The 22,908-nt window shown below is 55.3% G+C and carries 22 protein-coding genes; 18 read left to right on the top strand and 4 right to left on the bottom strand.

Features of this window, described 5'->3' with window-relative positions:
• Positions 1-33: 33 nt before the first annotated feature.
• The 14 genes from pspB (at position 34) to HMPREF3143_RS11085 (ending at position 13,749) form a co-directional block, all read left to right on the top strand.
• Positions 34-258 carry an envelope stress response membrane protein PspB gene (gene pspB / locus HMPREF3143_RS11150; protein WP_008501236.1) on the top strand — a complete coding sequence of 75 codons (225 nt, stop codon included), beginning with the start codon at positions 34-36 and terminating at the stop codon, positions 256-258.
• Positions 258-617 (top strand): envelope stress response membrane protein PspC, encoded by a 360-nt coding sequence (gene pspC, locus HMPREF3143_RS11145; RefSeq protein ID WP_008501237.1) that lies wholly within the window; start codon positions 258-260, stop codon positions 615-617. Before pspB ends, pspC begins: the two co-directional genes overlap by 1 nt.
• A 12-nt stretch (positions 618-629) precedes the next feature.
• Positions 630-854: a phage shock protein PspD gene (gene pspD / locus HMPREF3143_RS11140; RefSeq protein ID WP_023292260.1), complete on the top strand. Its 225-nt coding sequence runs from the start codon at positions 630-632 to the stop codon at positions 852-854.
• A gap of 196 nt (positions 855-1,050) precedes the next feature.
• The gene (locus tag HMPREF3143_RS11135) at positions 1,051-2,748 is read left to right on the top strand and encodes a sugar phosphorylase (protein WP_070533061.1); all 1,698 of its coding nucleotides are present in this window, start codon (positions 1,051-1,053) and stop codon (positions 2,746-2,748) included.
• Positions 2,749-2,762: 14 nt separating this feature from the next.
• Positions 2,763-4,055 (top strand): ABC transporter substrate-binding protein, encoded by a 1,293-nt coding sequence (locus HMPREF3143_RS11130; protein ID WP_070533060.1) that lies wholly within the window; start codon positions 2,763-2,765, stop codon positions 4,053-4,055.
• 22 nt (positions 4,056-4,077) lie between these two features.
• Positions 4,078-4,959, top strand: coding sequence for a carbohydrate ABC transporter permease (locus HMPREF3143_RS11125; RefSeq protein ID WP_070533054.1), 882 nt, complete (start codon positions 4,078-4,080; stop codon positions 4,957-4,959).
• Positions 4,946-5,788 (top strand): carbohydrate ABC transporter permease, encoded by an 843-nt coding sequence (locus tag HMPREF3143_RS11120; protein WP_008501243.1) that lies wholly within the window; start codon positions 4,946-4,948, stop codon positions 5,786-5,788. Before HMPREF3143_RS11125 ends, HMPREF3143_RS11120 begins: the two co-directional genes overlap by 14 nt.
• A 28-nt stretch (positions 5,789-5,816) precedes the next feature.
• Positions 5,817-6,869 (top strand): D-guloside 3-dehydrogenase, encoded by a 1,053-nt coding sequence (locus tag HMPREF3143_RS11115; RefSeq protein ID WP_047745732.1) that lies wholly within the window; start codon positions 5,817-5,819, stop codon positions 6,867-6,869.
• A gap of 17 nt (positions 6,870-6,886) precedes the next feature.
• Entirely contained in the window at positions 6,887-7,675 is a 789-nt protein-coding gene (locus tag HMPREF3143_RS11110) for a 3-dehydro-D-guloside 4-epimerase (protein ID WP_070533052.1), read from the top strand.
• Positions 7,676-7,686: 11 nt separating this feature from the next.
• Positions 7,687-8,745: a D-glucoside 3-dehydrogenase gene (locus HMPREF3143_RS11105; protein ID WP_031274909.1), complete on the top strand. Its 1,059-nt coding sequence runs from the start codon at positions 7,687-7,689 to the stop codon at positions 8,743-8,745.
• Positions 8,739-11,018: a glycoside hydrolase family 65 protein gene (locus HMPREF3143_RS11100; protein WP_070533050.1), complete on the top strand. Its 2,280-nt coding sequence runs from the start codon at positions 8,739-8,741 to the stop codon at positions 11,016-11,018. The genes HMPREF3143_RS11105 and HMPREF3143_RS11100 overlap by 7 nt, the downstream gene beginning before the upstream one ends.
• Positions 11,008-11,673 carry a beta-phosphoglucomutase gene (gene pgmB / locus HMPREF3143_RS11095; RefSeq protein WP_008501248.1) on the top strand — a complete coding sequence of 222 codons (666 nt, stop codon included), beginning with the start codon at positions 11,008-11,010 and terminating at the stop codon, positions 11,671-11,673. Before HMPREF3143_RS11100 ends, pgmB begins: the two co-directional genes overlap by 11 nt.
• 13 nt (positions 11,674-11,686) lie before the next feature.
• On the top strand, positions 11,687-12,769 hold the full coding sequence (locus HMPREF3143_RS11090) for an ABC transporter ATP-binding protein (protein ID WP_021240476.1): 1,083 nt from the start codon (positions 11,687-11,689) through the stop codon (positions 12,767-12,769).
• A 65-nt stretch (positions 12,770-12,834) separates the two neighbouring features.
• A complete protein-coding gene (locus HMPREF3143_RS11085; protein ID WP_008501250.1) occupies positions 12,835-13,749 on the top strand; it encodes an OmpG family monomeric porin in 915 nt (304 codons plus the stop codon).
• A 34-nt stretch (positions 13,750-13,783) separates the two neighbouring features.
• On the opposite strand, the gene HMPREF3143_RS11080 is transcribed toward HMPREF3143_RS11085, so the two are convergent.
• Positions 13,784-14,794, bottom strand: a complete 1,011-nt coding sequence (locus tag HMPREF3143_RS11080) for a LacI family DNA-binding transcriptional regulator (protein WP_008501251.1) — start codon at positions 14,792-14,794, stop codon at positions 13,784-13,786.
• Positions 14,795-14,949: 155 nt separating this feature from the next.
• Here HMPREF3143_RS11080 and HMPREF3143_RS11075 point away from each other — a divergent pair, with 155 nt between their 5' ends.
• From HMPREF3143_RS11075 to tyrR, 3 genes are all read left to right on the top strand, one after another.
• A complete protein-coding gene (locus tag HMPREF3143_RS11075; RefSeq protein ID WP_039024915.1) occupies positions 14,950-16,347 on the top strand; it encodes a YcjX family GTP-binding protein in 1,398 nt (465 codons plus the stop codon).
• A complete protein-coding gene (locus tag HMPREF3143_RS11070; RefSeq protein ID WP_070533048.1) occupies positions 16,344-17,396 on the top strand; it encodes a YcjF family protein in 1,053 nt (350 codons plus the stop codon). The genes HMPREF3143_RS11075 and HMPREF3143_RS11070 overlap by 4 nt, the downstream gene beginning before the upstream one ends.
• A gap of 112 nt (positions 17,397-17,508) precedes the next feature.
• Positions 17,509-19,050, top strand: coding sequence for a transcriptional regulator TyrR (tyrR, locus tag HMPREF3143_RS11065; protein ID WP_008501254.1), 1,542 nt, complete (start codon positions 17,509-17,511; stop codon positions 19,048-19,050).
• A 44-nt stretch (positions 19,051-19,094) separates the two neighbouring features.
• Here tyrR and HMPREF3143_RS11060 read toward each other — a convergent pair whose 3' ends face one another.
• Both HMPREF3143_RS11060 and tpx read right to left on the bottom strand, forming a co-directional pair.
• Complete coding sequence (locus tag HMPREF3143_RS11060; RefSeq protein WP_070533047.1) at positions 19,095-20,303, bottom strand: aldose 1-epimerase family protein; 1,209 nt, start codon at positions 20,301-20,303, stop codon at positions 19,095-19,097.
• Positions 20,304-20,578: 275 nt separating this feature from the next.
• Positions 20,579-21,085 (bottom strand): thiol peroxidase, encoded by a 507-nt coding sequence (tpx, locus tag HMPREF3143_RS11055; RefSeq protein WP_070533045.1) that lies wholly within the window; start codon positions 21,083-21,085, stop codon positions 20,579-20,581.
• Between the two features lie 107 nt (positions 21,086-21,192).
• Between tpx and ycjG the strand changes: the two genes are divergently transcribed.
• Entirely contained in the window at positions 21,193-22,158 is a 966-nt protein-coding gene (ycjG, locus tag HMPREF3143_RS11050) for an L-Ala-D/L-Glu epimerase (RefSeq protein WP_070533043.1), read from the top strand.
• Here the strand turns inward: ycjG and mpaA are convergent.
• Positions 22,149-22,862 carry a murein tripeptide amidase MpaA gene (gene mpaA, locus HMPREF3143_RS11045; RefSeq protein ID WP_008501258.1) on the bottom strand — a complete coding sequence of 238 codons (714 nt, stop codon included), beginning with the start codon at positions 22,860-22,862 and terminating at the stop codon, positions 22,149-22,151. The two genes, ycjG and mpaA, sit on opposite strands and share 10 nt — an antisense overlap.
• Between the last annotated feature and the right edge of the window lie 46 nt (positions 22,863-22,908).

The raw sequence follows: 22,908 nt of genomic DNA, 5'->3' as shown, positions 1-22,908 counted from the left end.
TGAACGTGCCGCATCGTAAGACAAGGAGTACACATGAGCGCGCTTTTTCTGGCTATTCCCCTGACGATTTTCGTGCTGTTCGTTTTGCCGATTTGGTTATGGCTGCACTACAGCAACCGTTCCTCACGGGGCGAACTTTCCCAGAGTGAACAACAACGTCTGATACAGCTCTCCGATGAAGCGAACAAAATGCGTGAACGCATTCAGGCGCTGGAAGCCATCCTGGATGCTGAACATCCAAACTGGAGGGACCGTTAATGTCTGGACTGAATTTGAACAAAAAGCTGTGGCGAATTCCACAGCAGGGCATGGTGCGCGGCGTCTGCGCCGGGCTGGCTCACTATCTTGACGTCCCGGTTAAGCTGGTACGCGTGGTGACGGTGCTGTCGATCTTCTTCGGTCTGGCATTTATTACCCTGGTTGCGTACATCGTGTTGTCGTTTGTGCTTGACCCGATGCCGGAAGGAGAACTGGCGGCGGAAGGCGCTCCCACCAGCAGCGATCTCCTTAATGCTGTGGATGCGCAACTCGCCGCAGGTGAGAAGCGGTTACGGGAAATGGAACGTTATGTCACATCCGATACCTTTACGCTGAGAAGTCGTTTCCGTCAGCTTTAAGAGAGAAAAGAGATGAAACAACACTGGCAACAGGCCGGTCAGAAGGTAAAACCCGGCCTGAAAATCGCAGGTAAGCTGGTCCTGATGACCGCGTTACGTTACGGTCCGGCTGGGGTAGCGGGGTGGGCGATTAAATCGGTTGCCCGCAAGCCGGTCAGAATGGTACTGGCCGTGGCGCTCGAACCGCTGTTGCAAAAGGTGGCGAAACGGCTGTCACGCCGCTACTTATCCCAGTAGTTTCCGCTCGCAGCAGCCCTTTCTCTTCCAGGAGAGGGGCTGGCGATGATGACCCGCACTTCCTCATTTCACCTGCTTTCTTTGCGGCAGCTCACAATATTGCGCTGAGCTGCTTTGCAATCGCATTTTTCTCCTGCCCGGTCCGTTGACAGATATTTTTCATGGGAGTAGATTGCCATTCCGTGGGACCGCTACCATGGAAAATAAAGTGAACGAAAAAATTAAAGCACTCATTAATCTTGTTTATGGAAAAACGTTTTCTGAAGCACATCTTCATATGCTGCTGGAAAATATTGAAAAGGCCGCCTCTGTTATTACGGAAAGGCGTAAAATGGGCTGGGATGAAAAAGATATCGTTCTGATAACCTATGCCGATCAGTTTTCCGCGAAAGGGGAGAAAGCACTCCCTGTTTTTACACGTTTTTATAACAAATGGCTTTCGCATTCTTTTTCTCATGTCCATCTTTTGCCTTTTTATCCGTGGTCTTCGGACGATGGCTTTTCTGTTATTGATTATCATGAAGTTGCGCCTGAAACGGGAACATGGCGAGACGTTGCTGAATTAAAACAGTCAACCAGTTTGATGTTTGATTTCGTCTGCAATCATATGTCGGCCAAAAGTGCCTGGTTTGCTAATTATCTGAAGCAAATGCCGGGATATGATGATTTCTTCATTTCTGTCGATCCTGAGACAGATTTAACCGCGGTGACGCGTCCGCGTGCCTTACCGCTTCTTACGCCTTTCACACTTCATGATGGCAGCGTGCGACATCTGTGGACCACCTTCAGTGAGGACCAGATCGATCTCAACTTCGCCTCTCCGCAGGTACTGATTGCGATGGTCGACGTGCTGCTGCATTACCTTATTGAAGGGGCGCGATATATTCGACTGGATGCCGTTGGGTTCATGTGGAAAATACCGGGAACGAGCTGCATTCACCTTGAGCAAACCCACCAGCTCATCCAGCTTTTCCGCGCCATTACCGAGGCGGTTGCCCCCGGCACGGTGATTATCACCGAGACGAACGTTCCGCATAAAGATAACGTCTCTTACTTCGGTAACGGCGAAAATGAAGCGCAGATGGTTTATCAGTTCTCGTTGCCTCCGCTGGTGCTACATGCGGTGCACAGCCAGGATGTCAGCACGCTGAGCCAGTGGGCTGCGTCGCTGGCGTTGCCTTCCACAAAAACCACCTGGTTCAACTTCCTGGCCTCGCATGACGGCATTGGTCTTAACCCATTGCGCGGAATTTTACCGGAGTCGGAGATCCTCTCGCTTGTAGAAAAGCTCCAGACCGAAGGTGCGTTGGTTAACTGGAAAAATAACCCGGATGGCACACGAAGCCCGTATGAAATTAACGTGACCTATCTTGATGCCTTAAGTACGCGAGAAAGTCATGATAGCGAACGCATTGCCCGGTTTATTCTGGCCCATGCTGTCCTGTTAAGCTTCCCCGGTGTGCCTGCGGTTTATATTCAAAGTATTCTCGGCTCCCGTAATGATTATGATGGCGTAGAGCGTCTTGGATATAACCGTGCGATAAATCGTGAGAAATATGCCGCGGGTCAAATTGATTGCGCGCTTGAAGATAAAAATAGTCTCCGTTATCAGGTTTACAGTGCGTTAAGTCAGTTAATCGTATTGCGCCGGGCGGAAAAAGCATTCCATCCTGACAGTGAGGCTTATTTCAGTGCGTCAGGGAAGCATGTTTTAAAAATTGTCCGCGTGGCGGATTGTGGTGAGAAAATAACAGCGTTGTTTAATTTCAGTGATAATTCTCAAACGGTTGAGTCCGATATTCACTCGGGAAGGGAATTGATTAGCGGAAAAGATATTACCGACACGACTCTGATCCTAAATCCATGGCAGGTATTGTGGATTAAAGAAAACTAAAAAGGACCTTAAACATGAAAATACCCAGAATTGTGCTGATATCAGCACTGGTTTCGTGCGCCCTGTTATCAGGCTGTAAGGATGACAAAGCGTCCTCTGTCACCATTGAGTTTATGCACTCGTCGGTAGAGCAGGAGCGTCAGGCCGTTATTACGAAACTGATCGATAAATTCGAGAAAGAGAACCCGGGCATCACGATAAAACAGGTACCGGTAGAAGAGGATGCCTACAACACCAAGGTGATTACGCTGGCGCGAACCGGCGCGCTGCCTGAAGTGATTGAGGTCAGCCATGACTATGCAAAGGTGATGGATAAAGAACAGCTTCTGGATCGTGACGCAATCGCTGAAGCAATTAAGGCGGTGGGGGAAAACACCTTCTATGACGGCATCTTGCGCGTTGTCCGCACGGAAGACGGCGCAGCCTGGACGGGCGTGCCGATCAGCGCCTGGCTCTCCGGCGTGTGGTACCACAAAGATGTGCTGGCCGCGGCGGGCATTGAGGAGCCGCATAACTGGGAACAGCTTCTGCAAGCCAGCCAGCGCCTGAACGACCCGGCTAAAAAACATTACGGCATCGCGTTACCGACTGCGGAAAGCGTGATGACCGAACACTCGTTCTCTCAGTTTGCCCTTTCCGGTGGCGCGAACGTGTTTGATGCAAAAGGGAATGTCGACATCGATACCCCGGAAATGGCCAAAGCGCTGGCGTTTTATAAAGCGCTGGCTGCGACCACCATGCCGGGTTCGAACGATGTTATGGAGATCAAAGACGCCTTCATGAACGGTTCTGCGCCGATGGCGGTTTACTCCACCTACATCCTGCCCGCCGTCTACAAGGACGGAAACCCTGCCAACCTGGGCTTCGTTGTCCCGACTGAAAACTCATCGGCGGTGTACGGCATGATCACCTCGCTGACGATCACCACCGGACAAACCGAAGAGGAGACCAAAGCGGCCGAGAAGTTTGTTACCTGGATGGAACAGGCTCAAAACGCGACGGACTGGGTCATGATGTCGCCGGGCGCGGCGCTGCCGGTAAACAAAGGGGTGGTGGGCACGGATACCTGGAAAAACAACGACGTGATTAAAGCGTTTGGGCAGTTGCCATATGCGCTGATTGCACAGTTCCCGAACGTGCAGGTGTTTGGCGCGGTTGGGGATAAAAACTTCACCCGCATGGGCGACGTGACGGGCTCCGGCATTATCAGCTCCATGGTGCATAACGTCACGGTGGGGCAGAAGGACCTTAACACAACGTTAAGCAGCAGCCAGAAGCGACTGACTGATCTCATTACACAACGATAGGAGCGCTCTGCGGAAGGAAATTATGAAGACGTTGTTTTCTGGTCGTTCAGATATGCCTTTCGCCATGCTGCTGTTGGCCCCCAGCCTGATTCTGCTGGGGGGCCTGGTGGCCTGGCCAATGATTTCCAATATTGAAATCAGTTTTTTACGCTTGCCGCTCAATCCGCGCATTAGCGCCGTGTTTGTCGGACTGGACAATTACATTCGCATCCTCGGCGATGCCGCTTTCTGGCACGCGCTGTGGATGACCTTCTGGTACACCGCGCTGGTGGTGATTGGCAGCACGGTGCTGGGGCTGGCCGTCGCCATCTTCTTTAATCGCGAGTTTCGCCTGCGTAAGACGGCACGTTCACTGGTGATTTTATCCTACGTCACGCCGTCTATTTCGCTGGTGTTTGCCTGGAAATACATGTTCAACAACGGCTACGGCATTGTGAACTATCTGGGCGTAGACCTGTTGCACCTGTATGACCAGGCGCCGCTGTGGTTCGACAACCCGAACAGCAGCTTCGTACTGGTGGTGCTGTTCGCGATCTGGCGTTACTTCCCGTACGCGTTTATCTCATTCCTGGCGATTTTACAGACGATTGATAAATCCCTGTATGAAGCGGCGGAAATGGACGGCGCGAATGCCTGGCAACGTTTTCGGATCGTCACGCTGCCCGCGATTATGCCGGTGCTGGCCACGGTGGTCACGCTTCGCACCATCTGGATGTTCTACATGTTTGCTGACGTCTACCTGCTGACCACGAAGGTCGATATTCTGGGCGTCTATCTTTACAAAACCGCTTTCGCTTTCAACGACTTGGGTAAAGCAGCGGCCATCTCCGTGGTGCTGTTCGTGATCATCTTCGCTGTGATTCTGCTGACCAGAAAAAGGGTGAACCTCAATGGCAACAAATAAACGCGTACTGAGCCGTATTGGTTTTTATCTCGGGCTGGCGGTATTTCTGATCATCACGCTCTTCCCGTTCTTCGTGATGCTGATGACGTCATTCAAGAGCGCCAAAGAGGCGATCTCGCTCCACCCAACCATTCTGCCGCAGGCGTGGACGCTGCAGCATTACATCGACATCTTTAACCCGCTGATCTTCCCGTTTGTGGATTACTTCAGAAACAGCATGGTGGTGTCGCTGACCTCATCGGTGATTGCCGTGTTTCTCGGTACGCTGGGCGCTTACGCCTTGTCCAAGCTGCGCTTTAAGGGCCGCACGACGATCAACGCGAGTTTTTACACCGTCTACATGTTCTCCGGCATCTTGCTGGTGGTGCCGTTGTTCAAAATCATCACCGCGCTGGGGATCTACGACACCGAGCTGGCGCTGATTATCACCATGGTGACGCAGACGTTACCGACGGCAGTGTTCATGCTGCGCAGCTACTTCGACACCATCCCGGACGAAATAGAAGAAGCCGCAATGATGGACGGCCTTAACCGCCTGCAAATTATCTTCCGTATTACCGTACCGCTGGCGATATCCGGGCTCGTATCGGTGTTTGTTTACTGCTTCATGGTGGCGTGGAACGACTATCTGTTTGCGTCCATTTTCCTGTCCAGCGCCAGCAACTTCACCTTGCCGGTCGGGCTGAACACGCTCTTTAGCACACCCGATTATATCTGGGGTCGCATGATGGCGGCATCGCTGGTGACGGCACTTCCGGTGGTCATTATGTACGCCCTGTCTGAACGTTTTATTAAAAGTGGTTTGACCGCCGGTGGCGTGAAGGGCTGAGGCGGCCAATTTTAACAAGGAGTCAATCATGAAAAAATTAGTTGCGACAGCGCCACGCGTGGCGGCGCTGGTGGAATATGAAGATCGTGCTGTGGAAGCACATGAAGTGAAAATTCGTGCCCGCTTTGGTGCCCCGAAGCACGGCACTGAAGTGGTCGATTTCCGCGCCGCAAGCCCGTTTATCGATGAAGAGTTCAACGCGGAGTGGCAGATGTTCACGCCGCGTGAAGAGGGCGCAGCGCGCGGAATCGAGTTCGGTAAGTTCCAGCTGGGCAACATGATTGTTGGCGACATTATTGAATGCGGTGCGGACGTCACGGAATACCAGGCTGGCGATCGCGTTTGCTGCTACGGTCCGCTGCAGGAGACGGTTATCGTGAATGCCGTCAACAACTACAAGCTGCGCAAAATGCCGCAGGGCGCATCCTGGAAGAACGCCGTCTGCTACGATCCGGCACAGTTTGCCATGAGCGGCGTGCGTGATGCCAACGTCCGCGTGGGCGACTTTGTTGTCGTGGTCGGCCTGGGAGCCATCGGACAGATTGCGATTCAGCTGGCGAAAAAAGCTGGCGCGTCAGTTGTTATCGGCGTTGATCCGATCGAACACCGCTGCGAGATCGCCCGTCGTCACGGTGCGGACCACTGCCTGAACCCAATCGGCACAGACGTTGGTCTGGAAATTAAAAAGCTGACCGGAAAGCAGGGCGCGGACGTGATCATCGAGACCAGCGGCTTTGCCGATGCGCTGCAGTCCGCGCTGCGCGGCCTCGCCTACGGCGGCACCATCTCCTACGTTGCGTTCGCTAAACCGTTCTCAGCAGGCTTTAACCTGGGGCGTGAAGCGCATTTCAACAACGCGAAGATTGTCTTCTCCCGCGCCTGCAGTGAGCCAAACCCGGATTACCCGCGCTGGAGCCGCAAGCGTATTGAAGAGACCTGCTGGGAACTGCTGATGAACGGTTATCTGAATTGTGAAGATCTGATCGACCCGGTCGTGACCTTCACCAGCAGCGCTGAAAGCTACATGAAATATGTGGATCAGCATCCGGAACTGAGCATCAAAATGGGCGTCACTTTTTAAGCTAAGGAAAGCAACTCATGAAAATCGCAACACAAAATCAGGCCTTTTTCCCGGGCAATATCCTGGAGAAATTCGAGTACATCAAAGCGATGGGTTTCGATGGCTATGAAATTGACGGCAAGCTGCTGGTGGAAAATCTCGCCGAGGTGAAAGCGGCGATTAAGGCCACCGGCCTGCCGGTCATGACCGCCTGCGGCGGATACGATGGCTGGATTGGTGACTTTATCGAAGAGCGTCGTCTGAACGGTTTAGCCCAGATTGAACGCATTCTGGAAGCCCTGGCCGAAGTGGGCGGCAAGGGCATTATTGTGCCTGCAGCCTGGGGAATGTTTACCTTCCGTTTGCCGCCGATGACCTCTCCACGCAGCCTGGAAGGCGACCGCAAAGCGGTGAGTGCGTCGCTGCGCTGGCTGGATGAGGTGGCCGCGCGCACAGGAACCACCGTCTACCTGGAGCCGCTGAACCGCTATCAGGATCATATGATCAACACCCTGGCTGACGCACGTCGCTATATCGAAGAGAACGGCCTCAAGCACGTGCAGATCATCGGCGATTTCTATCATATGAACATTGAAGAAGATTCGCTGACGGAGGCGCTGCATCAGCACCGCGATCTGCTGGGCCATGTGCACATCGCCGATAATCACCGTTATCAGCCGGGAAGCGGTAGCCTCGATTTTGCCAGCCTGTTCAATCAGCTGCGTGCGGATAATTACCAGGGCTATGTGGTATACGAGTGCCGCGTACGCGCTGAGGACCCCGCTCAGGCTTACCGGGATTCACTCACTTATTTACGCGAATGCTAAGGATGACGAGCGTGATGAGTGCTTCAACAACGTCGCCACTGCGCGTCGCCATCATTGGCGCCGGGCAGGTTGCGGACAAAGTGCATGCCTCGTATTACGCCACGCGCAGTGATGTTCAGATGGTGGCTGTCATGGACAGCCGCCTCGAACAGGCACAGGCTTTTGCGGAGCGCCATGCCATACCGTCGGCGTGGCAGGACGCGTGCGCCATGCTGGAGGCGGTTAAGCCGGACGTGGTGAGCGTTTGTTCGCCAAACCGATTCCATTTTGAGCATGTGATGGCAGCGCTGGAGGCCGGCTGTCATGTGATGTGCGAAAAACCGCCTGCCATGACGCCGCAAGAGGCCGACGAGATGCGGATCGCTGCCCGCAAGGCGGGCAAAGTGCTGGCATATGACTTCCATCACCGCTTTGCGCTCGATACGCAGCTGCTGCGCGAGGCCGTGATGAACGGAACGCTGGGCGAAATCTACTTCACCTCGGCGCAGGCGCTGCGGCGCTGCGGCGTGCCGGGCTGGGGCGTCTTCACCAATAAAGCGCTGCAGGGCGGTGGGCCGCTGATTGACATTGGTATTCACATGCTGGATGCCGCGATGTACGTGCTGGGTTTCCCGGCGGTCAAAAGGGTCACGGCGCACGGTTTCCAGAGGCTGGGAACCCGGAAAAGCAGCGGCCAGTTTGGCGAGTGGGATCCTGCTCAGTTTACGGTGGAAGATGCCCTGTTTGGCACCATCGAATTCTGCAACGGCGGCATTTTGCGTCTGGACACCTCGTTCGCGCTGAATATCCGCGAGCAGTCGATCATGAATGTCGCGTTTTGCGGTGAAAAAGCGGGGGCGACGCTTTTCCCGGCACATATTTATCAGGATGACGCCGGGGCGTTACAGACCCTGATTCAGCGTGAAGAGGCTGACGATCAGCGCCATTTACGCAGCATGGAGGCCTTTGTCCGCCACGTGCAGGGAGAGCCCGTAATGATTGCAGATGCTGAACAGGGGCTGGTGATTCAGCAGCTTGTCGCGGCGCTTTATCAGTCGGCAGAAACAGGAGAAAGCGTAACATTATGCTGAGCGTGTCTGTATTAACCGATCCGGGCTTTTGTCCGCACAGTCTGAATAAGTACGCGTCCATTATGGCATGCGGTAACGGCTACATGGGCATTCGCGCTGCGCATGAAGAAGATTACACCCAGCAAACCCGAGGGATGTATCTTGCGGGCTTGTATCACCAGGCGGGACGTAACGAGACCACTGAGCTGATCAATTTGCCCGATATCACCGGTATCGAGGTTGAGCTGGACGGGGTGAATTTTACCCTTCTGTCCGGGGACATTCTTGAGTGGCAGCGCGAGCTGGCGTTTGCCAACGGCGAGCTGCATCGCCGCGTTGTCTGGCGCTCGCCCAACGGAAAGCGCTATCGCCTGGAGAGTCGTCGTTTTGTCTCTCTCGATCAGCTTCCGCTTGTGGCCATGCAGCTTGCGATCACCCCGCTTGACGCAGCCTCGCAGGTGGTGATGAAAACCGGTATTGATGCCACACAAACCAATACCGGCCGTCAGCATCTGGATGAAATTTCAGTCAGGGTATTCGACCAGCACTATATGCAGGGTGTGTATGAAACGCAGGACCGGGCCGCTGACGTTGTTATCTCGGCTTTTTGTCAGCTATCAGCAGACAGCGAAAGCTGCTTTACCGCTAAAAATCGTCGGCTCTCTGCTCACTATTCCCTGACGATACCGCAGGGTGACACTGTCACGCTGGATAAGTTGGTCTGGGTGGCCCATCGCAGCGATAAAGCCCTGTCGCAGGAGTCTTTCGCGCGCGGCGCGCTGGCGGATCTCAAGGTTTGTGCGGCAAGGGGATATGCCTCGCTGCTGGAGAGTTCAGCCTGCGCATGGGAAGACGTATGGCGTGACGCCCGGGTGGAAGTGGCTTCTGCAGCTCCTGACGATCAGATGGCGCTGGACTATGCCGTCTGGCATCTGACCACCATGACGCCAGCCCATGATGAGCGGAGCAGCATTGCCGCTAAGGGATTGACCGGTGAGGGGTATAAAGGCCACGTCTTCTGGGACACCGAAATATTCATGCTGCCTTTCCATCTTTTCACCCGTCCGCAGGTGGCCCGCAGTCTGCTGCGCTATCGCTGGCTGAACCTGGCCGGGGCCCGGGAAAAAGCCCGCCGCAACGGCTGGCCGGGCGCGCTGTTCCCGTGGGAGAGCGCCGCAAGCGGCAAAGAGGAGACGCCGGAGTTTGCAGCCATCAACATCCGTACGGGCATGCGGCAGAAAGTGGCCTCCGCCCTGGCCGAACACCACATCGTGGCGGACATTGCCTGGGCCGTTGTGGCCTACTGGCAGGCCACGCGTGATGACGCATTTATGCGCAATGAAGGGCTGACCCTGCTGGTGGAGACGGCAACGTTCTGGATGGGCCGCGCTACGGAGATTAACGGGCGCCTGGAAATTCATGATGTGATTGGGCCGGACGAATACACCGAACATGTGAATAACAACGCCTACACCAACTATCTGGCCTGGTACAACGTGGCCAGCGCATGTCGGTTTATGTCGTTGTTTGAGCGTGAAGATGCCTGCTTCATGGAGAAGGCGACCACCTTCCTGGCCCGCTTGTGGCTGCCGGAAGCCGACGCCGGGGGCGTTATCCCGCAGGACGATTCGTTCATGGCGAAACCGGCGATCGATTTAAGCCGCTATAAAGCCAAAGCGGGTAAGCAGACCATCCTGCTGGATTACTCCCGCGCGGAAGTTAACGAGATGCAGATCCTCAAGCAGGCTGACGTGGTGATGCTTAACTACCTGTTGCCGGAGAAATTTACCCCCGCCCAGTGCGCGGCCAACCTGGCGTTTTACGAGCCACGTACGATCCATGACTCTTCGCTGAGCAAGGCTATTCACGGCATTGTGGCCGCCCGCTGTGGCGATACGGAAGGGGCCTACGCCTTCTGGCGCGCTGGCGTGGCTATCGATCTGGGCGACGATCCGCACAGCAGCGATGACGGCATTCATGCCGCTGCCACGGGGGCTATCTGGTCCGGCGTTATTCAGGGGTTTGCCGGCATGCAGATTGTTGAGGGCGAGCTGCACCTTGCGCCGAAGCTACCCGCTCACTGGCGAAAACTTGCCTTCCCGCTGCGCTGGCAGAACGCTCGCCTGCACTTCACGTTTGAAAATGACGTTTTAACCATCGAGACCACCGCGCCCGTCACGTTAACCCTGTGGGGAAAAACGGTATGCGTATCGGAGCGGCAGGCACTGTCCCGTAGGGAATTTCTTACGTCTTTTAATGGGACCGCTACCACGGAGGCCAGCCATGAAGCCTGAAGCTGTTGTATTCGATCTTGATGGGGTCATCACCGATACGGCGCATCTCCATTTTCTCGCCTGGCGTTCGGTCGCGCAGGAGATCGGCATCACTATTGATGAGGTGTTTAACGAGGAGCTGAAGGGAATTAGCCGCATGGAATCCCTGCAGCGGATCCTGCGACACGGTGGGAAAGAGGGGGCGTTTGACGACAAACAATGCCTGGCGCTGGCGGGGAAGAAAAATGCGCTCTACGTCGCATCGCTGTCGTCGTTGACCGAGGCGTCGCTGCTGCCGGGCATCCGGGAGGTGCTGGCGGACATTCGGGCGGCGAAGGTCAAAATTGGGCTCGCCTCCGTTTCCCTCAACGCACCTGGAATACTGCATGCCCTGGGTATTCATGACGCCTTTGATTTTTGCGCTGATGCTTCCCGTATCGTCTGTTCAAAACCGGACCCGGAGATCTTCCTCGCCGCGTGTGCAGGCCTGGACGTCTGCCCCGAGGCGGCCATTGGGGTCGAAGATGCGCCCGCGGGCGTGGCGGCGATCAACGCGGCGGGCATGCTGTCGGTCGGGATTGGCTCAGGCCTGGCCCATGCGGGACTACAGCTTCATTCGACGCAGGAACTGACCTGGAAATGCCTGACCGATTTCTGGGCCTCCCGGGCGTATTGATAAGGAATTAAAAATGGCACAACTGTCACTGAAACATATTCAGAAAATTTACGATAACCAGGTCCACGTGGTGAAGGATTTTAACCTCGAAATCGAGGACAAAGAGTTTATCGTTTTTGTCGGCCCGTCCGGTTGCGGTAAATCGACGACGCTGCGCATGATTGCCGGGCTGGAGGAGATCTCCGCCGGCGAACTGGTGATCGACGGCGTTTGTATGAACGATGTGCCCGCCAAGTCACGCGACATCGCCATGGTGTTCCAGAACTATGCGCTTTACCCGCATATGACGGTCTACGACAACATGGCGTTTGGCCTGAAGATGCAGAAAATCGCTCCGGCGGTTATCGAAGAGCGCGTCAACTGGGCCGCACAAATCCTCGGCTTACGGGAGTACCTCAAGCGTAAACCCGGCGCGCTGTCCGGCGGCCAGCGTCAGCGCGTGGCGTTGGGCAGGGCGATAGTGCGGGAAGCGGGCGTGTTCCTGATGGATGAACCGCTCTCCAACCTCGATGCCAAGCTCCGCGTGCAGATGCGGGCTGAAATCAGCAAGCTTCACCAGAAGCTCAATACCACGATGATTTACGTGACCCACGATCAGACGGAAGCCATGACGATGGCGACCCGCATTGTGATCTTAAAAGACGGCATTATTCAGCAGGTCGGTGCACCGAAGCAGGTATACAACGAGCCGGCAAACATGTTTGTTGCGGGGTTCATTGGCTCGCCAGCCATGAACTTTGTTCGTGGTGCCATCGACGACCGCTATTTCGTCACGGAAACGCTGCGCCTGGCGATCCCGGAAGACAAGCTCGCTGCACTGCAAGCCGCTGGATATCAGCGTAAAGCTGTGGTCTTTGGGATCCGCCCGGAAGATATTCTCACCCAGCAGAGTAGCGGCGAAAATATCGCGGCGAAAGTCAGCGTAGCCGAACTGACCGGTGCGGAGTTCATGCTCTACGCCACCGTTGGCGGCCATGAGCTGGTGGTTCGCGCGGGAGCAGCGAATGATTATGCCGCAGGGGATAATATCGGTATCCAGTTCGATATGAATAAGTGCCATTTCTTCGACGCCGATACCGAAGCGGCTATTAGATAAGAAAGGTGTTTGCCGGAAATGCAAATTTCCGGTTTTTTGTTTGTTAATTATAAAGGGAATATTTTATGAGTACTCTACTAAAAAGTGCTGCGCTCGTGCTGTGCGCAGGGGTGAGCTGCGCACATGCAACAGAAACGGCTAAGCAATGGGAATTTAATATTGGCGCGATGTATGAAATTGAAAACGTCGAAGGCCAGGGAGAAGATAAAGACGGATTATATGAACCCTCCGTGTGGTTTAATGCGACCTGGGATGCCTGGACTATTTCGCTGGCGATGTATCAGGAAGGACCGGTTGATTATAGCAGCATGACCCGTGGGACCTATTTCGATCGCCCGGAATTTGAATTACGCTATCGTTTTATTGGTACCGATGATTTCACGTTCGGTCTGACCGGTGGTTTCCGTAATTATGGCTATCACTTTAAGGATGAACACGGCGCCAGAGACGGCAGCGCAAATATGCAGCGCTACAAAATTCAGCCGGACTGGGATATTAAATTAACCGACGACTGGCGTTTCGGCGGCTGGTTTGCCATGTATCAGTTTGCCAACGATCTGGAAAAAACAGGCTATTCAGACAGCCGCGTCGAAACCGAAACGGGCTTTACCTGGACCATTAACGACACCTTTGCCGCTAAAGTGAATTACTATTTAGAGCGCGGTTTCAATATGGACGGTTCACGTAATAACGGCGAGTTCTCCACTCAGGAAATTCGCGCCTACCTGCCTATTTCATTGGGTCAGACGACCTTAACGCCTTACACCCGACTGGGGCTCGATCGCTGGTCGAACTGGGACTGGCAGGACGATCCTGAGCGTGAAGGACATGATTTCAACCGTCTGGGTATGCAGTACGCCTATGACTTCAACAACGGTTTATCCATGACGCTTGAATACGCCTACGAATGGGAAAACCATGACGAGGGTAAAAACGACCGCTTCCACTATGCGGGCGTTGGGGTAAATTACGCATTCTGACCGTGGGTCCTCCAGGGGCTAACCGCCCCTGGTTTTAGCGCAGCGAGGCCGCCAGTAAAAAATGGGTATCAACCAGCACTTTTTGCGGGGCGGGGTGACCCGCAATACGCCTGAAGAGAAGATCGCAGCTCTCTTCCCCCAGTTTGCGGGTGGGGATATCAAAGCCGCCTGGTGCGGGCGTTAAAATGAGAGACAGCATCGGGTCACTGTATCCGGCTATCACCACCTGTTCCGGTATCATCAGATTTAACTCGTCCGCCGCGCGATAAAGGCCGAGTAATTTCATGCTGTCGGTAGCAAATACGGCATCAGGCGGCGTGGGTGAAGAGAGCAATTCCAGAGCCGCCTTAAGCGCACTCTCATGGGTATAACCACCATCCATGATCCAGTCCGGGTTAATCGCAATATGGTGCTTTTCCAGACTGGCTTTATAACCCGCCAGGCGATCGATCGAAACATGATATTCAAGCGGCGCATGCAGGCAGGCAATTTTCCGGCGGCCGTTTTTGATAAAGGTTTCCGTCAGCGTGGCGCTGTCATGAAAATTATCCGTGTCGACGGAATAAATATTCTGATACTCACCTTCCACTTTGCCGATAACCACTACCGGTACGCCATACGCGTCCAGCGTGGTGAAAAAGGATTCATTTGCGGGCGAACTCAGCATGATGATCCCTTTGATCATCTTCTGTTTTATTTTACTCACGCATTTCAGGAGATCGTCTTCACTGCTTTTTGAGGTTTGTAAAATAACATCGAATCCTTCTTCTTCCGCTTTTGCCGTAATGGCATGAAGAACATCGGAGAAAAAAGGATTGCCGGCAGTGGTTTTGGTTGAACGGGTCGAAATAACCATAATGGCATCGAATCCTGAAGAGGTCAGGGCACGGGCCAGTTTGTTGGGCTGATAATTTAATTCGTCAATCGCCTTCAGCACTTTGTCACGCGCTTCAGGAGAAATATTCGTTTGTTTATTCAGAACGCGGGAAACGGTTGATTTCGATACGCCCGCAACCCGTGCGATATCATAAATGGTGGGTGACATACACCTTACTCACTCAGGACTGACAGCAATGGCGTTCATCTTACTGGAGAAAAAACGGCAATAGCAATAAATAAGAATTGATAATCAACGATCTGCCCCCATTTATTGTATTCTGAAGCCATGCATTCAAGGCTTCCAGGCAACGAAGGACGGCGATGAAGCGACTTAAAAACGAAATCAATTCACTGGTAAACCGCGGCGTTGACCGTCATCTGCGACTGGCGGTGACGGGGTTGAGCCGAAGCGGTAAGACGGCGTTTATCACCGCGATGGTGAACCAGCTCCTGAACCTGCACGCCGGGGCGCGTCTGCCGTTGCTTGGCGCGGTGCGGGAAGAGCGTCTGCTGGGCGTTAAGCGCGTTCCACAGCGTGATTTTGGCATTCCCCGTTTTACCTATGACGAAGGGCTGGCACAGCTTTATGGCGACCCGCCCGCGTGGCCGACGCCGACGCGAGGGGTCAGTGAAATTCGCCTTGCGCTGCGTTTCCGCTCGAATGAATCCCTGATGCGCCATTTCAAGGATACCTCCACGCTATACCTTGAAATCGTCGATTACCCCGGCGAATGGCTGCTCGACCTGCCGATGCTGGCGCAGGATTACCTCAGCTGGTCACGCCAGATGACGGGATTGCTGCAGGGGCAACGCGCCGGGTGGTCGGCCAAATGGCGACAGCTGTGCGAAGGGCTGGACCCGCTTGCCCCAGCAGATGAAAACCGTCTGGCGGCCATTGCCGACGCCTGGACGGCGTATTTACACCAGTGTAAACAGGAAGGGTTACACTTCATTCAGCCGGGGCGCTTTGTTCTGCCGGGTGATTTAGCGGGCGCGCCTGCGCTTCAGTTTTTCCCCTGGCCGGATGTGGATGGGGTGGGCGAGTCGACGCTGGCGCAGGCGGATAAGCACACTAACGCCGGTATGCTGCGCGAGCGTTACCATTACTACTGTGAGAAGGTGGTCAAGGGATTCTATAAGAACCACTTTTTACGATTTGACCGTCAGATTGTGCTGGTGGATTGTCTGCAGCCGCTCAACAGCGGGCCACAGGCATTCAACGACATGCGCCTTGCCCTGACGCAGCTGATGCAAAGTTTTCACTACGGGCAGCGGACGCTGTTCCGCCGTCTTTTCTCACCGGTGATCGATAAACTGCTCTTTGCGGCCACAAAAGCCGATCACGTCACCGTGGACCAGCATGCCAATATGGTGTCGCTGCTACAGCAGCTGGTACAGGACGCCTGGCAAAACGCCGCCTTCGAAGGGATCGGCATGGATTGCCTTGGGCTCGCGTCCGTGCAGGCGACGCAAAGCGGGCTAATTGACCTTAACGGCGAGAAAATACCGGCATTACGCGGGAACCGGCTCAGCGACGGTGAACCGCTTACTGTCTACCCAGGCGAAGTGCCTGCGCGACTGCCGGGTCAGGCCTTCTGGCAGAATCAGGGCTTCCAGTTTGAAGCCTTCCGCCCGCAGGCCATGAGCGTCGACAGGCCTTTACCGCACATCCGTCTGGATGCGGCGCTGGAGTTTTTGATTGGAGATAAATTGCGATGACGGAACCGTTAAAACCGCGCATTGACTTTACCGGAACGCTTGAGCAGAACCCTCAGGAGGCGTTCAAAACGGCGCAGACGTTCAGCGGTACCCAGGCCGATAACTTTGCCCCGGCGCTGCAGGACGACCCGGCTGTTGAGGATGGTCCGGCGGAGGCGGTCGTGGACGCCGCGCTGCGTCCAAAACGCAGCCTGTGGCGCAGGATGGTCACCGCCGGTCTGGCGCTGTTTGGCGTAAGCGTGGTGGGTCAGGGCGTGCAGTGGACGATGAATGCCTGGCACACGCAGGACTGGGTGGCGCTGGGCGGATGTGCCGCAGGCGCGCTGATAGTGGGGGCTGGCGTCGGGTCGGTTGCCACCGAATGGCGTCGACTCTGGCGTCTGCGACAGCGCGCGCACGAGCGTGATGAAGCGCGGGATCTGCTCCACAGTCACGGCACCGGGAAAGGGCGCGCGTTCTGTGAAAAGCTGGCCAGCCAGGCCGGAATCGATCAGTCGCATCCGGCGCTTCAGCGCTGGTATGCCGCCATCCATGAGACCCAGAATGACCGGGAAGTGGTGACGCTCTATTCCCACATGGTACAGCCGGTGCTGGATGCTCAGGCGCGGCGCGAGATCAGCCGTTCTGCGGCGGAATCCACATTGATGATTGCCGTCAGCCCGCTGGCGCTGGTCGATATGGCCTTTATCGCCTGGCGTAACCTGCGCCTGATCAACCGTATTGCGAACCTTTACGGCATAGAGCTGGGTTACTACAGTCGGATCAGACTGTTTAAGCTGGTCCTGCTCAATATCGCGTTTGCCGGGGCGAGTGAGCTGGTGCGCGAAGTGGGTATGGACTGGATGTCGCAGGATCTGGCGGCGCGTCTTTCTGCCCGTGCGGCTCAGGGCATCGGTGCGGGATTATTAACCGCACGCCTGGGGATTAAAGCGATGGAAGTCTGCCGTCCGCTGCCCTGGATTGACGGCGATAAGCCCCGGCTGGGGGATTTCAGGCGTGAACTGATCGGCCAGCTCAAAGAGACGCTCAATAAAAAACCTTCGCCGTGAGGTTTTGTTCACTAATCGTGCTGGCTGTCAATATTTGTTGACAGCCATCTTCCCGATCACCGTGTTCTGACATATCATTTTACTGTTATTGGCTTAAAACGGTGAATTTCCCATGCGTCTTGAAGTCTTCTGTGAAGACCGTCTCGGTCTGACCCGCGAATTACTCGATCTTCTTGTTTTACGTAGCATTGATTTACGTGGCATTGAGATCGATCCTGTCGGGCGAATTTACCTCAATTTTGCCGAAATTGAATTTAATACCTTCAGCAGCCTGATGGCGGAAATCCGCCGTATCGCTGGCGTTACGGATGTACGCACCATTCCCTGGATGCCGTCCGAGCGTGAGCACCTGGCGCTGAGCGCGCTGCTGGAAGCCATGCCTGAACCGTTCCTCTCCCTGGATTTGAAAAGCAAAGTTGAGCGCGTTAACCACGCGAGCTGCCAGCTTTTCGCGCAGAGCCAGGAGAAGCTGAGCAATCATCACGCCGCGCAGCTGATCCCTGGTTTTAACTTCCAGCGCTGGCTGGACAGCAATCCGCAGAACACGCACAGCGAGCATGTGGTGATTAACGGGCAGAATTTCCTGATGGAGATCACGCCGGTCTATCTGAAAGGGGAAGGGAATACCCGGGTGTTGACCGGGGCGGTGATCATGCTGCGCTCGACGCTACGCATGGGTCGTCAGCTGCAAAACCTCTCCAGTCAGGACGTTGGCGCGTTCAGCCAGATTATTGCCGTCAGCCCGAAAATGCGCCATGTGGTTGATCAGGCGCGTAAGCTCGCAAGCCTGACCGCGCCGCTGCTGATTACCGGCGATACCGGCACCGGGAAAGACCTGCTGGCTCACGCCGTGCATCTGGCGAGCCCGCGTGCGGCTAAGCCTTATCTGGCACTTAACTGTGCCTCTATCCCGGAAGATGCCGTTGAAAGCGAGCTGTTTGGTCACGCGCCGGAGGGCAAGAAAGGGTTCTTCGAGCAGGCTAACGGCGGTTCCGTACTGCTGGACGAGATCGGCGAAATGTCGCCGCGTATGCAGGCTAAGCTGCTGCGTTTCCTGAACGACGGCACGTTCCGCCGCGTCGGTGAGGATCACGAGGTGCATGTGGACGTGCGCGTCATTTGCGCCACCCAGAAGAACCTGGTGGAACTGGTGCAAAAGGGGATCTTCCGCGAAGATCTCTATTACCGTCTCAACGTCCTGACGCTGAACATTCCGCCGCTGCGCGATTGCCCGCAGGACATCATGCCGCTTACGGAGCTGTTCGTCGCCCGCTTTGCCGATGAGCAGGGGGTTCCTCGTCCGAAGCTGTCTGCCGATCTGGGCACGGTGCTTATGCGCTACGGCTGGCCGGGGAACATTCGTCAGCTCAAAAACGCCGTATATCGTGCGCTGACCCAGCTTGAAGGGTATGAGCTGCGCCCGCAGGATATCCTGTTGCCGGATTACGACGCCGGAACGGTATCGGTAGGGGAAGAGGCGATGGAAGGGTCACTTGATGACATCACCAGCCGTTTCGAGCGTTCTGTGCTGACGCAGCTGTACCGCAGCTATCCCAGCACCCGCAAACTGGCAAAACGCCTGGGCGTCTCGCACACCGCGATCGCCAATAAGCTACGTGAGTATGGTTTGAATCATAAGAAAGGTGACGAATAACAAAAAAGCCTCTGCAAAGAGGCTTTTTACTTTTCACTTTAGATTTATTCCTTCGCCAGCGGCGTGTTAACGATGTCTGTTTTTGTCTCGCCCTGAATCGACGCAATCCTGCTTTCAACCTCTTTCACCTGCTGCGGGCTGTGGAGCAGGGTATAGGTCAGATCAAACTGCGCGCTGGCGCCAGGCTGCAGCTGCTTAACCCGCTTCTGTTGGCGTTCAATCGTCACGGGGTAGGCGTAGCTGGTGCCCGGTTCGATGCCCGTGACATAACCCTGCTTCAGCGTATCGGTGTTTTTCCATAAGGTCAGCACGGGCAACTGGCGCGTATCAAACTGGATGGATGCGCCTTTATCGCCGGCTTTATTGACCACAGCCGCGAGCGTTTCGTGGTTGTTGTCGGCGAGCGGCTGAATGTTAAAGACCATCTCATCAAAGCCTTTTGTCGGCCCGGCATAGGTTTGCCAGTCGTTAACGCCCGCTTTGGCGTAGTCATTGAATGGGCTCACGCTCGCCGCTGGCGCAAGGAAACGTGCGCCTTCTTCGAGGATCGGCGTCCCGAAGTTGCTGTGATAGATGATTTGGTAATCGTGAGGGTAATCGGCATGGTTAGTAAGAACATCATGCAGGCTGAACTGGTTGGTTCCGGGAACGTAGCGCAGTTCGGTCATGGTCTGCAGATCCGCTTTTTTGAACGTGCTCTCTTTGATCAAACCCCGAACGCGGATCTGATGCGGGGCGGCATCCGCCACCTCAACTTCCACCTGTGATACCGGGGTATTCCCGGCCCTGCCATGCAGGGTGTAAATTTGCCCGTCCGCCGTGACAGGGTGACCTGTCCACTCGTAGCCACAGCGCACCATCATCTCGTTGAAACCATCCAGCCAGCCGAGACCGTTGCGGCTCTCAAGGTTGATATAAGCCGGATTCACGACCTCTTTGACAGGGGAATCCCACCCCAGTCGGGTGCCAAACCCTTCAACGTGTAGAAGGTTCATGCCGCGTGTCGGGCTCAGGGTAATCGTCAGGCCATCTTTACTGCTAATAACGATGACTTTACTGCCTTCCTGCTTGCCGCCGCGCAAGACTTTTTGCTCAATGCTGAACGTCTGATCTTTAACTTTCAGCTCATCACTGGAAATCTTCCAGTTTCCTTTCTCTACGCTGCTTTCAGCACTTGTCAGCACCCAGGTTTTAGCCGCGGCATGGCCAGAAACCAGGACCGCCAGGAGCGTAAAAGCGAATTTGATCTTCATATTTTATCCTTTTTGCTGAAACGATTATTTACTTTCGTAAGCAAATCTAATGTTTAGACAAAAAGGGAAACGTGATGGGCTTCACTGAGGTTAAAATTAGGTGATTTTAACAATTAGAATGCGTTAATGATCACGTGGATGTTACGTGTTGCTGTCTTTATTGCATGATTTTTGTGATCGATGAATATTTTAGCTTTAACGATTCAGCTATTTTCTAATAAAAAACCCCGCCGTGGCGAGGTTGAGAATAAGTTGTATAGAATGCTAAGGACTTATTATGCTTTCAGCACGTCCAGCGCGGCAGTGTAGTCCGGCTCGGTGGTGATTTCGTTAACCAGTTCGCTGAAAACGACAGTGTCGTTTTCATCAAGAACCAGTACAGCACGTGCTGCCAGACCCTTCAGTGGGCCTTCCGCGATGCTGACGCCGTAGTTCTCGAGGAAATCAGCGCTGCGCAGGGTGGAAAGGGTGATAACGTTGCTCAGGCCTTCGGCACCGCAGAAACGGGACTGGGCAAACGGCAGGTCAGCGGAAATGCACAGCACCACGATGTTGTCCATTTCAGTCGCCAGCTGGTTGAATTTACGCACGGATGCGGCACAAACGCCGGTATCAATGCTTGGGAAAATGTTCAGTACTTTGCGTTTGCCCGCAAACTGAGCCAGTGTGACGTCAGACAGATCTTTAGCCACCAGAGTAAAAGCCTGCGCTTTGCTGCCAGCCTGCGGAATGGAACCTGCTACAGCAACCGGGTTGCCCTGGAAATGAACGAGTTGTGACATAGATATCTTCCTGTTTACATATAGTTAACGTCGTGGCTAGTGTATGCCATCAGCAGATAACACGGCAAACCAAATTTTTCGCCTTTCCGGGCCGCAAGGAGTCAGTGATGAGAAGCGTTAAGGTCTATGAAGAAGCCTGGCCATTGCATACCCCGTTTGTGATCTCTCGCGGCAGCCGAAGTGAAGCCAGCGTGGTCGTGGTTGAAATCGAAGAAGAGGGGTTTAAAGGCGTCGGGGAATGTACGCCTTACCCGCGCTATGGGGAAAGTCTGGCATCCGTGATGGCGCAGATCATGACCCTGGTACCTGACCTGCAAAAAGGCCTCACGCGCGACGCGTTACAGCAGCGTTTATCCGCCGGGGCGGCGCGCAACGCCATCGACTGTGCGCTCTGGAGCCTTGAAGCCGCTAAGCAGCAAAAATCGCTGACGTCATTGCTGGGCGTGGCCGTGCCGGAGTCCGTCGTGACCGCGCAAACGGTCGTGATTGGGGAGCCCGAGCAGATGGCCGCCAGTGCGAAAGCGCTCTATGACGCCGGGGCCACGCTGTTAAAAGTGAAGCTCGACGATCGTCTGATCAGCGAGCGGATGGTCGCCATTCGCTCGGCGGTGCCGTCAGCCACGCTCATTGTTGACGCCAACGAGTCGTGGCATCCCGAAGGGCTGGCCGCGCGATGCCAGCTGCTGGCCGATCTGGGCGTGGCGATGCTGGAGCAGCCTCTGCCGGCAAAAGAGGATGCGGCGCTGAAGAATTTTATCCATCCGTTGCCCGTCTGTGCGGATGAAAGCTGTCATACCCGCGAGAATTTGAGCGCGCTTAAGGGCAGCTATGACATGGTCAATATCAAGCTCGACAAGACTGGCGGACTGACTGAAGCCCTGGCCCTGGCGGCGGACGCCCGGGCGCAGGGGTTCGCCCTGATGCTGGGATGCATGCTTTGCACCTCGCGGGCGATCGGTGCGGCGCTGCCGCTGGTCAATCAGGTCCGTTTCGCCGATCTGGATGGCCCGACGTGGCTGGCCGTTGACGCTTCACCGGCGCTTAATTTTACCAGCGGCGTACTTCACCTCTGAGGCTGCCAGCGCAACAGATCCATCATTGCCTTTAAGTATTTTTCGCTGGCTTCGTCGGAGGAGATCGCCGGGAACTCAGCGGTGATGCAGGGCAGGCTCAAGTCGGCGCACCAGCTGCCGAATGAACCGGGTGTCTCATAGCCCACGCTGGTGACGAGCGGGAGGGCGAACGCCTGGGCCAGCCACGCGCCCAGGTCAGAGTGGCGCGGATCTTCAATACAGGCCAGCGGATCGTGGAAGGAGACAACCCAGGCGGGGTGGATCTTATGGATAAGCTGGCACAGCGCCTGCGTTTCCGGCTCCGATCCAGGTTTATCGCCCGTGAGCAGCACCACGTCCCGCTCCTCGGCGGAGCTGTTCCAGCGATATACCGTTTCCCCTGCGCGCCAGTTTGCCGCCGGGAAATTACGGTTCAGGTCGATTCCTCGCGCATTCGCCCGTAATCCCAGCTGACAGCCGTCCGGATTCACGGCAAGAATCACGTGGTGACGTCGCAATGCCGGGGTCAGCGTCCGCAGCGCGCACGAGAGCGTGACGACAGACGAGTTCTCATCTCCGTGCGTGCCGGCAATAACCAAACCGCTGTCGCGATCGGCATCGGGGGCCGGGAACCAGATCAGCGATGCACCTAAAAATGAGCGGCCATATTGTTCAGCGCCCGGAGGGAAGGCGCCTCGTTCCGCGCGGGGTCGGGTGGTTGCCATACGATATCCTGATAACGAAGTCTCTACAGGCAGTGTTGTGCAAAAG

Origin of the sequence: Enterobacter sp. HMSC16D10 (assembly GCF_001807145.1) — a bacterium.
In the GTDB taxonomy this organism is placed as follows: Bacteria; Pseudomonadota; Gammaproteobacteria; order Enterobacterales; family Enterobacteriaceae; genus Enterobacter; species Enterobacter roggenkampii.
This window is presented reverse-complemented; position numbering and strand designations above follow the sequence as displayed.